General features: G+C 37.5%; 11 protein-coding genes. 4 read left to right on the forward strand and 7 right to left on the reverse strand.

Features of this window, described 5'->3' with window-relative positions:
- Positions 1-75 precede the first annotated feature (75 nt).
- The 4 genes from pbpC to L655_RS0124290 form a co-directional block, all read right to left on the reverse strand.
- Positions 76-2,457 carry a penicillin-binding protein 1C gene (gene pbpC, locus L655_RS0124275; protein ID WP_024606552.1) on the reverse strand — a complete coding sequence of 794 codons (2,382 nt, stop codon included), beginning with the start codon at positions 2,455-2,457 and terminating at the stop codon, positions 76-78.
- Positions 2,438-8,362, reverse strand: a complete 5,925-nt coding sequence (locus tag L655_RS0124280) for an alpha-2-macroglobulin (protein ID WP_024606553.1) — start codon at positions 8,360-8,362, stop codon at positions 2,438-2,440. Before L655_RS0124280 ends, pbpC begins: the two co-directional genes overlap by 20 nt.
- Before the next feature lie 65 nt (positions 8,363-8,427).
- Positions 8,428-9,021, reverse strand: a complete 594-nt coding sequence (locus L655_RS0124285; protein ID WP_024606554.1) for a DUF1287 domain-containing protein — start codon at positions 9,019-9,021, stop codon at positions 8,428-8,430.
- Positions 9,022-9,048: 27 nt separating this feature from the next.
- Positions 9,049-9,522: a hypothetical protein gene (locus L655_RS0124290; RefSeq protein ID WP_024606555.1), complete on the reverse strand. Its 474-nt coding sequence runs from the start codon at positions 9,520-9,522 to the stop codon at positions 9,049-9,051.
- Positions 9,523-9,806: 284 nt separating this feature from the next.
- Between L655_RS0124290 and L655_RS1000000128320 the strand changes: the two genes are divergently transcribed.
- Both L655_RS1000000128320 and L655_RS01000000126150 read left to right on the forward strand, forming a co-directional pair.
- Positions 9,807-10,046, forward strand: a complete 240-nt coding sequence (locus L655_RS1000000128320; RefSeq protein WP_241764555.1) for an alpha/beta hydrolase — start codon at positions 9,807-9,809, stop codon at positions 10,044-10,046.
- A gap of 15 nt (positions 10,047-10,061) precedes the next feature.
- On the forward strand, positions 10,062-10,802 hold the full coding sequence (locus L655_RS01000000126150; RefSeq protein WP_241764556.1) for an alpha/beta hydrolase: 741 nt from the start codon (positions 10,062-10,064) through the stop codon (positions 10,800-10,802).
- Positions 10,803-10,937: 135 nt separating this feature from the next.
- On the opposite strand, the gene L655_RS0124300 is transcribed toward L655_RS01000000126150, so the two are convergent.
- Together L655_RS0124300 and L655_RS0124305 are read right to left on the reverse strand one after the other, a co-directional pair.
- Complete coding sequence (locus L655_RS0124300; RefSeq protein ID WP_007586178.1) at positions 10,938-11,366, reverse strand: hypothetical protein; 429 nt, start codon at positions 11,364-11,366, stop codon at positions 10,938-10,940.
- A gap of 199 nt (positions 11,367-11,565) precedes the next feature.
- Positions 11,566-11,745, reverse strand: a complete 180-nt coding sequence (locus L655_RS0124305; protein WP_024592379.1) for a hypothetical protein — start codon at positions 11,743-11,745, stop codon at positions 11,566-11,568.
- Positions 11,746-12,028: 283 nt separating this feature from the next.
- On the opposite strand from L655_RS0124305, the gene L655_RS0124310 reads away from it, so the two are divergent.
- Entirely contained in the window at positions 12,029-12,418 is a 390-nt protein-coding gene (locus L655_RS0124310; protein WP_024590141.1) for a YkgJ family cysteine cluster protein, read from the forward strand.
- Between the two features lie 215 nt (positions 12,419-12,633).
- Positions 12,634-15,003, forward strand: a complete 2,370-nt coding sequence (locus L655_RS0124315) for a TonB-dependent receptor (RefSeq protein WP_024606556.1) — start codon at positions 12,634-12,636, stop codon at positions 15,001-15,003.
- 365 nt (positions 15,004-15,368) lie between these two features.
- Here the strand turns inward: L655_RS0124315 and L655_RS0124320 are convergent, their stop codons facing one another.
- A complete protein-coding gene (locus L655_RS0124320) occupies positions 15,369-15,989 on the reverse strand; it encodes an FKBP-type peptidyl-prolyl cis-trans isomerase (protein WP_007586200.1) in 621 nt (206 codons plus the stop codon).
- Positions 15,990-16,021: the final 32 nt, after the last annotated feature.

The following is a 16,021-nucleotide window of genomic DNA, read 5'->3' on the forward strand; positions in this document are numbered from 1 at the left end:
AACGCTAAATACAGTTTATAAACGCCAATCTAATTGTTTAATACCCGATAACTAGCTCTTTAGCTTATTTACGTATCACTGAACGAGCTTTACACGCATTGAAACTGATGCGCTACGCCCTAAATTATCAACCACTCTTACGTCAAATTCGCCTACTTGCGGGTGCCAGAAAAAAGGCGTATCTCGCTCTACTTTACCAACAAAGCTGTTATCTACAAACCAATATAAAATACGTGAATCTGTATCTGTGATTGCGCTAAAAGGCAGGCCTTCTTTTTTCAATTTACTGGCTCTTATCGTGTAGCTAATTAAATTACTCGGGGATGTAATACTCGGTGCTGAGCCTCGTGTACTCGTGTCATTAATTAAGCATGAATCTAAATAAGGTGGAGGCTGGCGTTTAACAATGCCTGCTTGTTTGAATAATCTGACTAAGTCAGATGGCCAAAATTCATAAACTGCCTTTGTAGTTGTAGATTCAACATACTGACAAGCACGTAATCCCGATACTTTATCAATATAAATTTCACGATGTACATCGGACACTTTAATTGGCGACTTACCTGGAATAAAAAGTCCTTTTTCTGTTTTAGGGCAATGCACATTAGGTAAATCACCTGTTGTTGAACAAATATCTACTTCTGTAATATTTAAACCACCTGGTTTTATATTGCCTTTGATTAAGCCGTAACTATCTAATGAACGTATTATTTCAAAAAATAAAGGCGCGGCTGCTTGTCGCCCAATAAAAGATGGGTGCCCTTCTCCTGAGAAATTACCCACCCATGTAGCTAAAACATACGGACCAACAATACCTACTGACCATGCATCGCGAAAAGCAAATGAAGTACCTGTTTTCCAATATACAGGGTATGATTGTCTTCTTTCTTTTTGAAATGAGATTTCATCAACTGCACTATTTTCACTTAGCATTTGTAAAGTCAGGTAGGCTGCCTCTGGGCTGATGAGTTGCTTGATATGATTGTTTTGATTATTTGGGTTGTTTTGGTTAATAACAGTGGCGTCTTTTTTTAATATAACTTCATCCTTATACACCCCTAAATTAGCTAACATGGCGTATAACTTAACGAGCTCTAGCATCGTTACTTCACTGCCGCCCAGCGCAAGCGCTAAACCATAAAACTCTTTGGGCTGAAGCTTTTTAATATCGGCTGCAACGAGTAAATCGTATAGCCCAACTTTTTGTAAGCGATACATCAAATTAACAGCAGGCACATTACGGCTCAGCACTAGCGATTCAGTAGCCGATATAGGCCCTAAAAACTGCTGATCGTAATTCTCTGGTGTATATCCTCCAAAGCGTTTGGGGGCATCTTTTACAAGCGTTAATGGATGAATTAACCCTTCGTCTATAGCAAGCGCATAAATAAATGGTTTAAGGGTTGAACCTGGTGAACGTTTAGCTCTTACACCATTTACTTGACCGCTAATGTCATTATTAAAAAAATCCACAGAGCCTAATTCAGCAACTACTTCCATAGTTTTATAATTTAGTAAAATAGCAGACGTATTACTAAGCCCGTCTCTATGCCTGCGATTAATGTAATTTCTTGCATGGCGCTGAAGTAAGTTTTGTAAATTAAGGTCTATCGACGTTTTATATTCTCCAGGCTTTAGGTGCGGGTACTCGCTTTGTAAATTATCAATAAAATGTGGAGCTTCAAAAGGCAAGTCTGAAGAGGCATATACCTTTATCGGTAATTGCATAGCTGCTAGCCAATGTTTATCGTCTGGGTGGGTTTCAAGCCAACGAGTAAACAGTTTTTTTCTTGTTTCTAGCAATACCAGTTTAGCCGATTTTTTAATGGGATTTCGTTTGGTTGGGTTTTGCGGGATTAAGCTAAGTAATAATGACTCAGGTAAATTAAGATCAATAGCTGGTTTCTTAAAATAAATTAAACTGGCTGCACCAACACCTTCAATATTTGATCCATAAGGCGCTAAGTTAAAATACGCCTCGAGTATTTGGTTTTTACTGTAGTGTCTCTCAATTTGTAGCGCTCGAAGTATTTGTTCTACTTTTCCAAAAATAACATGCGTGTTCATTCCAAAGTGCAACCGGGCTACTTGCATTGTTATTGTTGACGCACCGACTCGGTGACTTCTTTTAATATAGCTAGTATAAAACGCATTTATTAAAGCAATAAAATCGATACCAATATGCTCATAAAAGTCTTGGTCTTCATACAATAAAGTAGCTTGTTGAACGCTCAAAGGGATTTTATCTATTGGCGTCCATAATCTATATCTATCGTCTGCGGCTAAATTTAAACGAAGTAATTTATCACTGCTATCGTAAAAAGCCGTTGAGTAAGCATTGGGCTGGGTAATATCAGGCTTTGGAGTAAACAAATACAACAGCACTGCAAGCAGTGCTGTTGTAAAAAAAGCCGTTTTTATTATAAAACTAAACTTTTTATTTAGCGGCGGTAACATCAAAACGACCCGATTTTGAGTGCGCTTTAATACTTAAATCATACATAGATTCAGCATAAGCCGATGGCACTACAAAGCTGCCAGATGTAGTAGCCTTAATCTTGTAAGTAAGCTCAGTCATGCTATCGCCAAAGCTGCCATATAATATAACGCGATCCTCTCGTATATCTTTATAATCAGAGGTCCAGCGATTATAACTATTGCGAACGCGGTCTCTGAGTACTTCAAACCCACCAGGTAGTAAATCAATAACAGCAACATCCGAAATATTTTTACCCGTTGTACTACGCACTCGTAATACAACGTTTAGTTCTTGACCTTGAACAGCGGTGGTTATCACATTACCTTTATCGTCTTGGTATTCTCTGACAACTTCTAAACCATTACTTAATGACTTTTGTGGCACGTTTGTATCAAAACCAGCTTGGCTCATCATGTAAAATGAGCGAGGTGGTGCTAATACATCAAGCGTTTTAACGTCATTTAAAAACGAGGCTTTAGGATAAGGTGTATAGGTTACGTCTAATGCCTTTTTTTCTGCCATTGTCGTTGTTGCCATTATTTTTACATCTTCAGGCTGGGCTTGTGATAACGCAACTTTTGAGTATGCCGTCATAGCAAGTACAGACCAAGCAGACGACAACGTGTTGTAGTCTCCTTTAAAAATAGGGTCAACGACATTAAACAAATCATCTTTAGTTAACTGCTTTAAGCGAGCAGGAAAATGTTTTGATAACAAATAAATATACTGTCCGTCGTGAGCTAAACGTGAGTCGTAAGCGCCCCAATTATCGTGCTGGGTATCTTGCCCAATTTTATAGCTATTGATCAGTGCTTGCGCTTTGTCGCTTGCACGTAATAGCTGATAAGTTGCGCCCATAAACGCGGACGTTATATCTTGTTGCCATACTTTGCTATTACTCGCATTTACACTTTTTTCTAAATCAGATAAGTAATTAGTTGTTACCTCACCTTGTCGTGTTAGCAAATAAATGGCATAAGCGCGGTTTCTGTCATTCGCCTCTAAAGATCCGCTCGCTATACTGCGCACACCTTCAAAACCACTGCTCCACATATCATAAGGTATTGCTACGCCCGCTTCTTTTGCATCTAATAAAAAATGCATAACATAAAGAGAAGAATAAATAGATGCACTAGAATTACCCGGCCATAACATAAATCTGCCATCAGGTAACTGACGTTGACGAAGGGTATCTATTAAGTTGTTTATACGCTCATGTTTATAAGATACATCGCCCATATAACTTGGGTGTTCTAAATAACTTAGCACCGGAAACACACTACTCACTACTTGCTCGGTACACATATGAGGAAAGTTATCTAAATAACTAATAAGACCATCAACAAGCGCTAACGGGCTTTGTGAAGCGGTAATATTATTTTGTGATAAGTTAGGATATAGCTGTCTCGAAACCGCTATTTCTTTTTTACCTGATTCACTAAAGCCACTTTCAAAGCTACTAACAAATGCAACCGCAGGGCGCACACTTAACGTTGCCGTGCGTTGGCTAACATTGTCACTCGATAACGCAGTAAATGTAATTGATGCAGCGCCAAGCTTATCAAGCACTTTCACTCTAAACGTTAATGTGTCTTCTGATTTTTCATCAATATTTAGCGTTAATTTTTTATCGCTTATTATTTCAATGTTGCTTGAAGTAAGCGCTTCTACCGTAATTGGCAGTTGTTTACCTGAATCCTCAACACCATTAGCAATACCAAGTACAATATTAAACTCATCGCCTGGTGCTGCTGTCGTTAATACATTAGGAGTTAATACGAAGGGCCCTTTCACAAGTGTTGTACTTTCTTTAACACCAACACCCTCGTCATTTACGGCAATAGCAATTACACGTACCTGACCTGCAAAAGTATCTGGGATAGTAAACGTATGTTTTTTCGTTTTAGCATCAGCCGATAAAATACCAGACCAAAATGCGACTGGTTTTTGTACCTTACGAGAAAACGGGTTAAGTTGCTTGCTCTTGCGGTTCATTGCCATTGAGTCAGCATAACCACCACCCGCAGCTGCAAGCTCTTGCACTAGTTTAAATTCAGGTAAAATAAGATCAACAATTTGCATAGTACTAACTTCTAAAGCACGTTTTTGTAAGAAGTGATTTAACGGCTTTGGCGTCCGATAATTTGCCACTTGTAAAATACCTTCATCTACAGCAAATAACAGAACACGTGAAGGTGATTTGGCACTATATGAAATGACTAAATCGTCACCTGGTTTTACTTTATCAGGTATGTTTACGTCAAAATCTATTGCGCGTTTACTACGATCAATCGCAAATGGTTTAACTGCGTAGCTTAATGGGCTTGTAAATATTTCTTTCGATTCAAGGCTTCGAACAAATGAAACATTAACATACGCATTGCCTTCTATCCCTTTAGGTATCGTTATGGTTTGTATGCTACTTGTTGTTTTACTCTCAAACCATTTAAAAGCGTGTACTTTATTAGTTTCAATTGTAATTAAACCCGAGCCAACATAAGGCGCTACAATACTTATTTCAATTGTTTCGCCCGGTTTGTAATCCGGTTTATTTAATTGAACTTGCAGTTCAGCATTCTTTTCAAGCTTACCCGCTAAGTTACCCGTGCCGGTTATCGTAAATGATACCCTACTAACGGTATTCCCTTTGCCATCAACGAGTTCTATTAAGTAATCACCTGGTTCAGCAGTGGGTAATTCGTAGTTTGCGCCATCTTGTTTAATGTAAAACGGATTGCTTGATACCTGTTTGTTTTTTCTAACCGATTGGTACTTATAAGTGCCGTTATTTTGTTGCACCAACGTAGATACATATTGTTGTTCTATTAAATTTAGCGATAAATCATCACGAGCAACTTGCTCAGTTTCTGAATTAATATTAATAAATTTTACAACACGTTTTGACTCTTTTGATATGTAGCTTAAATCGCCATCGGCTTTATAACCAACTAACTGCTCAACGGGTGAAACAAGCACCGAGCTGCTTGCACGAACACTTTTACCACCGCCTTCTTCATACCCTTGTACTGCAAAATTTAACTGATAAGTACCTGCCTCATAGCGAGTTAAGTCAATATCAAATTCTGCCTTGCCTTGTTCATCAGTTTTGGTTTCGGTTAATGATTCATAACTGTGTCTAATATTTTTTCCTTCACTGTGGGGATCAGAAAACACATAATCTTTGTATTCATTAAAGTAAAAACCAGCTGGAGATAAATGTAAATCAGCAGTAACACGTCTATTTTGAGCAGGTGTACCAAATAAGTTTTGAAGGCTCACCAATGCTTTAAATTTTGAGCTGTTTACCCACCCCTTTGCAGATGATTGAGAAAATTGACTACTAATTTTCAATCTATCGGGTACAAACTCTTCAACTTTAAACTCAGTGCTGCCTAATTGGTCGCGGCTATTATTATTTTTAATAAGTTGGACCGATACATAATACGTTCCGGTATTGGCGCTATTTTGTGTTTTAAAGTCAAAATCAAGCAATCCATACTTATCTAAGCTCACTCGTTTATTATAAACAGTTGTCCCTTTAGGATCGGTAATTATAAGTTCAAGCGGTATATCGCCCAGTTTTGCAAAGTTTTGTTGCTTCACAATCGTGGCAAGTTTAACACTATCGCCTGGTCGATAAATTCCACGGTCAGAAAAAACAAACGCATCTATTTTATTACTACCACTGAGCCCAGAACTTACACCGCCGGTATCAAACCGAGAGTAGTTAACCATTCGAGCATAGCGATTATAAGGAATAAAAGACATGTCACTTTTAGTTTCGACTACAAAAGCAACGGGAGTTTGATCATCAGTAAACCACGTTGTTTTGTCGAAAAATGCGTGCCCCTCAGAATCTGTTTTAGCATTTAAAATAACTAATCCGTTTTTACCCAATAACGACACCTTCGCTTTTGCTACCGGTTTTCCTGTTTCAATAGATTGGACAAATATATCGCGAGATCCATCTGCATTATTTTTTACCAAAATACCTAAATCAGTAATAAGGATAAGTCGTTTTTCTTGGGGGCCATATACGTAATTATCTTCTGTATTTAACGCTTGAGCATTTATAAAAAATAAGCCTAAACCAACTGACTCATTATACTTACTACTCAAATCAATAGATGAATAGACCGCTTTTTTAGGGTGCTCCAATTTTAAATTAACTTGTCTGGTAAAAATTGAACTTATGTTTTCTTCTGTAAAGTAATAATTATTAAATTCTGGATTAGAAATATCACCACTGGTTTGACTTATAAGGTGGTTAATTTGATTGGCTTCTACCCTACCTACTTTAACTTGAAGTGCGTTTACACCGCGGGTCAAAAATGACAATTTATGATCGCCATTTTTTGATAATATAGACCCTTTAGACATAATATTTACTTGTGTCGGATAAGCCGGCGTATCTAAAATAGTGTCGTATTTATTCACCATCCTAAACTCACCCTTCGACTTTAATCCCTTATCAATCGCGATATAAACTTGCTGGTTTTGAGGGGCGTCAAACGTAAAACTGTGTAACTTAGCGGTATCTTGCGCGGTAGGAATCGCATTTAACTTAACTTTTTGAGATTGCTTAAGCACTGCATCAGTAACCTCTCGTGGACTACCGAAGTACTTATAATTACCTTTTGAATCTTTAGTCGGTAATACGTAAGCAACTGTTTTACTAACCACATCTTGCGATGAAATATCATCTGTGAAGTCTAAAACAAGTGTTTGTTCGGGCTCCCCTTGCTTATTTTTTACCATCAACACATTGGCAGTATTTACTCTAAAAAAGCTATTTACACTTGGGATCAACACGGCGTCTTTAATCTCTACTGTTGTTTGAGAAGGACCCATAACCGGCTTTACACCGCTATTAAGAACAAAATACAGATAGCTTTCGGTATCTTGAATACGTATTTGCTCTGAAGTAATGTAAATCTCTCGTTGATGCTTGTCGTAAGTAACATCAAATTTGTATTGTGCTAGTTCGTTTTTGCCATCTTGCTCAAGCGATTGAGTCAGCTTTAAATTATTTTTTATGGTGCTTATATCTGTTGGGTGAGTCGCTTTTAATGTTGCTATCACCTTGTGACTTTTTTTAACGTTAGGGTCTTGATAAAAAGCGAGCGAGCTTAGTGTTAGTTCAAAGTTGGGAGTTTTAAATACATGCTCATTATCGCTTAGATGTATATCACTTTTAAAAATAGATGAATCAAAACGTACCTTATATTTTTGCCCTGCTGACCAATCTTGTTTTGGGATAAATTTAAGCTGGCTTTCACTATTCCAAGACCACTGTCCAATTAGCTCAGGCGTGACTTTTATACCTGTGGGAATCACTTTGCCAACAAGCGCAAGCTTTGCGACAGAGTAAGATACGGCATCAGTGTTCTCTACATCATCTAAAACGGGAGTAAAATCAATATAAAGCGGTTCCGGGCTTAAAACATCAGATAAAGTGGTAACAGCAGGTGTAGAGTGAGTTGCTTTGTAACTAATTGGCTGTGGTAAGGAAAGAAAAAAACAATAGCCTGCTATAATTAATATCAGCATTAGCACGGCGCTAAAAAATGCTGTTTTGCGCTTTTTAGCAAACCTAAGCACATTATTTATAGCAGTAATTAACCATTTCGGTTTATGCCAAATAATGACACCAAATACATTTAAAATAACAAAAAATGTGGTCAGTAAAACCCACACACTGCCAACTGTTTTTTCGGTTACATTTACGTTGCCAAGTAAGCTTGCAACCAAACTAAACAAACCCGTTCCTATGGCTGAAAAAGCAATACTCATAAATAAGCTAGCTATTTTGGGAGCGAGTTTACTTTGTTTAAGATTAACCTCTTTTGGGCTAGCCTCTTTTGAATCGGTTTTTGTATTCACGTTCAAAATCCTTTTTCTTTATACTGCAATATCAATAAATGAGAGAACTCATACTTATAATCTGGTTATTTATATTCTTGTGGGACGAAACGGTAATGCCCCGTAATTTTAAAATCGAAAAGCATGTCGCTTTTTTCAGGTCCTCGACCAATATTATGAACAATTAATTGATTCCCTGTGTCTTTTGCTAACTCATTCACAACCATACCAATGTGCGGCAAATTACCTGGCAGCATCCACGTTACAATGTCACCCGTTTTATAGTCGTTCACGTTACTTGATTTAGCGAGCACTTGGCCATGATTTTTAAAGTAAGCCTGTAAGTTTGGCACACGGCGGTGGTCTATATTTTTATCCGGTTTGGTTAAACCCCAAATACGCTTAGAGGGATATAGCTCAAAGCTTTTTAACATGTCCTCATGCACAAGCTTTTGCAAATCAATACCTAAAAGTCGATATGATCGAATAACTACATCGGTACACACCCCTACATTAGCGGGCACATCGCCACCCGGATAAGTAATAGAGCGATAAGACCCGTCATAGGTAACGTTATGTGTTGTTCTTTCAAGTAACGCAGCCACAATATCGTCATCAAACGATGCCGCATAGGCATTTACACTAAGTAAGCTCAGTAAAAAAACAGTAAAGCGTGTCATATGCAATCCTTTGAAAATGTTAATTAACTACAACGCTTGAACCACGAGTTCAGGCACGTTTATTTTCTTGCCATTATTTGTAAAGTGCTTATCAAGACCATACGCCATGACTTCAAGTGGCGCAGCATCATAACCAACCTGCTGAATTTCGGTTATGTAACGCAACATAAAAGCCTCGGCGCCAAGTTCACTCCATTGGGCTACGTGAACAAGTTCATGAAAATGCACAGCTAAATTATCAGCTACGTAAGGAAGCATGTAATAAGTGTTTTTGTATGTAGTACCTGCGGCATCCATGTCAATAAAATCGTCTAATCCCATTTCACGCAAAAAAGGAAAGTTAGGTTTGGGTATTTCATCGACAATAACGGAAAAGGCATTTTTTAAAAATTCGACAGGATAAAACCCTGCAAACTCACTGGCAAATTTCTCACAGCTAATTCTTTGGGTTTTATATTTAATATTTGTTGCATCAATCCATTGTTCTATTTGTTCGAGCACGTCCTTCCTCCAAAATACTCACTTAACGTTGTATAAATGTTGTAAGCCAACAACTCAATTGTAACAAAAGTAAATTAACGAATCTCTTTTTAAAGTACAAAAAGCTGCTAAAAAACCACTTACCCTCTAATCAACTATATATTTGATAATGTGCTTTAAAAACACAGGTATTGTTACTGTGTCCTTATTAGTAGTAACTTGTAATTATTAACTGAATGCAATTGTGTAAATAACGGGTCTGGTAAATTAATAAAGCGTCATTACCAAAAATAACGAGTTTACTTATGTACCCAGATATACAAAAAAATCTTAAAGTAAAACCTGCTCACATCGTCTCATTTATTGTGTTTTTATTAGTTTCAATGTCTACGCTTACCGCTCAGGTATATGCCGCTGATGCTGTATGGCCTTCAAAAACCGCTTACAAATATGCAAATGTAAACGGTAAAAAGATATTTTACCGAGAAGCTGGCATCCAGCATAAGCAAACCATTGTGCTTTTACATGGCTATCCGTCGTCTTAACACAGCTACCGAGAATTGATCCCGCTTTTATCAGGTCGTTATCATGTAATTGCACCCGATTATTTAGGCTCAGGATACAGCGAACGCCCAAACCCAGAAACTCAAAAATATACTTTTGAATTACTAGCTCAATACGTTGAAGGGTTACTAACAACGCTTAAAGTAAAGCGCTACAGCCTATATATACAAGACTTTGGAGCACCTGTAGGCTTTAGAATGTTGTTAAATAATCCTAATAAACTTGATGCACTTATTGTACAAAATGGTAATGCGTATTTAGAGGGGCTAACCCTACCGAGGCAAGCATTTTTTAAAGCCGCGAATGAAGATAGTTCGAAAGCTCAGCAAGATAAAATTTATTCGTACACGTCTGAACAAGCCATTATTAATAAGCAGTATTTACGAGACGTACAAAGTAACCCAGAAGTGATGAGCCCAGATAGCTGGACGCATGATCTTCACTTTTTACAAACCAAAGCCGATAGAGTAATTCAAGTGCAATTGCTACAAGATTACTACAACAACCTTCTCGACTATCCAAAGTGGCAAGCTTATTTACGCAAGTACCAACCACCAACGTTAATTGTATGGGGTAAAAACGACCCTGCGTTTATAGCCGAAGGCGCTAAAGCATACTTAAAATATGTACCGAACGCTGAACTGCATTTACTCGATTCAGGGCACTTTAGCGTTGAAGAAAAACCAGTAGAAATTGCAAAGTACATTGTCGACTTTATGAATAAGCTAGCTCAATAGTAAGCCTTTTCTTTTGGTTTAGTATTTATAGCGAACATAAAAAACGCTGAGGGTATAAACCATCAGCGCTTTATTAAGCTCAAGCTAAATCCACAAAAATCACATTTAATATGGATAAGTTATACTTTTATGTATTTAACCTTCTTCTTCAATAAGCGACTCTAGTAGGTCGTGTATTTCAGCTTTAAGCTCTTTGTCTTCAATTTTATTGGCGCTGACTTTAGCATTTTGAAGGTTTTTAATAGCTTCATCTTTTTGGCCAAGCTCAAGCTGTAATGTAGCCATTGAAAAAGAAACCGACGACATGTGATCTTTGTTATTAATCGCAATCGACTTTTCTAATGCTTTTTCGTAAGTAGTAATTGCCTCTTCTAACTCTTCGGTAAAATCAGCTAAAGTTTCCCATTGTACAGGGTGATCTTTTGAGGTGTTTTCGTTTTCAATACAAATAGCTTTTAATTGAGCAAATAACGACTCAAACTTTTCACGGTTATTTTTGTTAGCCGCCGCCATTAAATCTTCTGCTAGATCATGTACCGCTTTATATACTTTTGTATTCATCATCACTGGTTATCCTTTAATGCAGCTAAACTCATTTACTCACTCAATTTAGCTAAAATGTATCATTACAGTCATTATAAAACGTATTTAAACAACTGATTTATTTAATTTGGTGTATAGCGTAATAATACATTAATAATGAACATCGCGTAGGCGTTAAACACTCTGTGATTAAACTTAATCGCAATTACTCTTGGTATACTTACACGCTGAATAAACTTGCAACCCAATCCAACGTAAAAATGGTCGTAAACACTTTAAGTGCAATGACAACTAAAAATAATAGGATGATTGCCGCTTTAGCTTTGCTACTTTTAAGATTGTTCCAATACAATAACTTTGCATTAAATTCTGTTTTTAACTTAGTGACAGCCTCTTTCATAATAACGCCCTGCTTAGGTATCCGCGCTCAGCAACATTTAACAATCACACAGTTTCTCAAGCGGGGTTTGTAACATTTTTCGCTACCTTTAGAGTAAACCATTAAATAAAGCCTGTACTATATAAAATGTAACAAGGGATTTAACTTAAGTTATTGTATCTAACTATTGTTTACACACCCAAAAATTAAAGGATGGGTAAATTCAGTAGAGCGTTAATAATAAATTTGGTGCTACACTAATAACTAACTTAAATTCGTTAACAGCCAACTAAATTAGCCAATTATGAAAGAATGCAACCAGTGTGGTAAATGCTGTATTAAATATGGCGGCGGCGATTTAAGCGCAACGAAAGAGGAAATAGATTTATGGGAGCTCTTTAACCCCGAAATTTATGAATACGTTAAAAACAACGAAATTTGGTTTGACCCAAAAACAGGCTTAAGACTTCAAGTGTGCCCATTTTTAGAAATTGCGCCTAAAAAAGATCCTCTCGCTAAAAATATGTATACCTGCAGTATTTACCTCGACCGCCCAGAAGACTGCCGCCACTACCCTAGTCTTATTTCAGAGATGATCCGCGACGAATGCGAAATGATTGAATCTGTAGATATAACAAATCAGACAAGAGCGCAGCATAAACTAGATGCGATAATGATAGATAGCCGCTATTAAATACATAGGTTTACCGGTTAGCGCTATGAGTTCTTCGATCAAATAGATAAGTTTTCTATTCACAAACCTATTATTTGAATTTTTATAATATTGGCTTAATCGTCATTTTTAGATTATTCATCGCAAAATTCAAAGTTATACTATAACATTGTTGATTCGTTAATTTTGCGGTGTTATATTATATCACAACATAATAACCACGAACCAATATATCCATGACAAAGTTAACATTAATCTCCTCTGCTATTTTTTCTGTTTTATGTTCTCAATCAGCTTTGGCTGCAACCGTTACTGGTAAAGTAATGGATGATAAAAATCAACCTATTAAAAATGCCTTTATCCATGTCCATGGCAAAAACCAAAGCGTTAAAAGTAATGATTTAGGCGAGTTTGCTATCGATATAGATGCAAACAGCCAATTACATATTAGTAAAGACAACTACATCGACTCTCGTATTGCTGTTACCGAATCTTCAAATAATCTGTCTGTGTCACTTAAACCAACATCGGTTGAAACAGTGGTTGTTTATGCCTCTGCACTTCATAAGAACAGCCTAGAAATGATTTCTCCTGTAAGTGTGCTATCTGGTGATGAATTAAGAAATAAATCTAAACCAACACTTGGCGAAACTCTTAAAGGTTTACCAGGCGTAAATGCAAGTTACTTTGGCCCTGTATCATCAAGCCCAATTATTCGTGGTTTAGATGGCCCTCGCGTTAAAATCACACAAAATGGATTAGATGCCAGCGATGCGTCGCGAATTGGCCCAGACCACGCGACATCAAGCGACAGCCTAGCGGCAGAGCAAATTGAAGTGTTGCGCGGTCCAAGTACCCTACTTTATGGCTCTGGTGCAATTGGTGGCGTTGTAAACGTGGTTGATAACCGTATTCCTACTAGCAATATCGACGAGCTTACAGGCGCTGCTGAATACAGCCACGATACGGTGTCAAATTCAAACACCGTAGCTGCAAAACTTGAAACAGGTAATGAAGGCTTTAACTTTCATTTTGATGGTACTAAGCGCAGCGGCGATGATTACCAAACACCGACCTTTACTATTGCCGACGATGATGGCGATGTTGAAACCGAAAGCTCGGTAGAAAATACTTTTATTGATAGCGAAACACTCAACTTTGGTACCAGCTATGTTGGCGATCACTTAACGATTGGTTTTTCTTACGGTAGCATTGATACTGGTTACGGTATTCCTGGGCATGAGCATCATCACGATCACGAAGGTGAAACTGAAGAAGAGCATGCAGAACATGAAGATGAAGCTGCTGAAGAGCCAGTTTACGCACATTTAGAGCAAGATCGCTGGCAAGGGATTGTAAGTTACGCCCTTCATAATAACTGGATTGAAACCATTAACCTACGTGTTGGCTACACAGATTACTCGCACAGCGAAATTGAAGATGGCGAAATTGGTACTACTTTTAAAAATAAAACGACTGAAGCACGTTTAAATGTAGAGCATAAGTTTGCTGATTGGCACGGAATGATGGGCTATCACTACAGCGATTCTGACTACGATGCAATTGGTGAAGAAGCCTTTACACCCGCAAGTGTAACTACAACTAACGCATTATATTTACTTGAAGAGCGTGAATTTGGCGACGTTACAATTGAACTTGGCGCACGTGTTGAAGATTACAAAATTGAAAGCCAAATCACGGCACACGAGCATAGCCACGGTGAAGTAGAGATAGATCATAGCGACGAAGAAACCATTGGGTATAACGAAAGTTTTACCAATTTAAGTGCCTCTGCTGGTGCCATTTGGCAATACAAGCCGGGTCATAGTATCGCTACGAGTATTTCTCATTCAGAACGAGCACCACTTTCGGCAGAGCTTTTATCTAACGGTTTACACATTGCAACTGGCACTTACGAGCTAGGCCTTGGTTACAATATTGAAGATAATGAAGCGCATTTTGAGCCAGAAAATATCAAACAGGAAACTTCAACAAACTTAGATTTAAGCTTTAGACGCTTTAGCGGTGATTTTGGTTACACAGTTAACTTTTTCTATAACGATATTAAAAACTTCTACTTCCAAGAAAATACAGGTTTAGTTTACGATGAAGAAGATGGTTTAGAATCGGCTATTGGTGCACATGATGATGCCGTTGCGGTTTATCAGTTTACCAGCAAAGATGCAGAGCTATATGGTATTGAATTTGATGCTCACTATCAAATTACATCAAGCGCTATGGTTAAAGTATTTGGTGACTCAACTCGTGCAAAACTTAAAGATGATGAAGGTAACCTACCGCGTATTCCAGCCAATAAATTAGGCTCGGAGCTACAGTATGATTTAGGTGATTTACAACTAACGCTTACAGGTACTCATTACTTTGATCAAAACGATGTAACTGCGTTTGAAACACAAACCGATGGTTATACGTTATTTGACGCACAAGCTAATTACCAACTTGATTTAGGTGCGGTAGATGCACAACTTTATATAAATGTAGATAACATTACCGACGAGTTAGGTTTTGTACATAGCTCATTTATTAAAGATAAAGCCCCACTACCAGGCAGAAACTTCCGCTTTGGTGTTCGTGGTTATTTTTAATAATTAAAAACAGTTTTTAGTTTATATTTTTACAAACCGCATTTTATTAATGCGGTTTTTTTATTTTTAGAATATATAATATCAACACGCAGTAATACTTAATCGATTTGAAGGATTAAACCTGACGCTAACTGCGTTAAGAATTTCTGATATACGACTGCATGGAGGCAGGAGGCAATGCAAGAGCAATTAGTGATAACAACTAAACAACGAAATTTTTGCCTTGTTATCGACACGATTTTCTTAGCGAAAAATAGATTACTTAATTAAGCTAATTGGTATAAAACTCTTAAATTACAAACACAAAAAAGCCGTATTCAAATTGAATACGGCTTTTTAAATTCTTAAATTAAAATTTATTTAATTTAAGAAATGATTTCGTGTAGCTCAACATCAAATACAAGCGTTGAGAAAGGTGCGATTGCAGCACCTGCGCCACGTTCACCATAAGCAAGCTCATGAGGAACGTAGATACGCCATTTAGTACCTACAGGCATCATTTGTAATGCTTCAGTCCAGCCTTTGATCACGCCACCAACTGGAAATTCAGCTGGTTGACCGCGCTCGTATGAGCTATCAAACACAGTACCGTTAATAAGTGTACCGTGGTAATCAACACGTACTGTAGACTCAGCTGTTGGCTTTTCGCCTTCGCCAGTTGCTAGTACTTCGTATTGAAGACCAGACTCAGTTACTGTGATTTCAGGACGTTTTGCGTTTTCTTCTAAGAATGAAATACCTTCTGCAGAAAGTACTTTAGACTCTTCTTCACGACGAGCTTGAATCTCTTCGTTGATTTTTTCAAATGCAGCTTGGATCTCAGGGATCTCAACTTGAAATGCGCTACCAGCGTATGCATCTTTCATGCCTTCAAATACTGAATTTAGGTTTAAGCCTTCAAAAGGATTAGACTTAAGTTGCTCACCCATTTGTAAGCCAATACCGTAACTTGCTTTTTCAGCATCTGTAGTAAAATTATCTGACATAATGTGTTTTTCACGTTTTGTTAGTTAAAAGA

Source organism: Pseudoalteromonas sp. TAE79, from assembly GCF_000498015.1.
GTDB lineage: Bacteria > Pseudomonadota > Gammaproteobacteria > Enterobacterales > Alteromonadaceae > Pseudoalteromonas.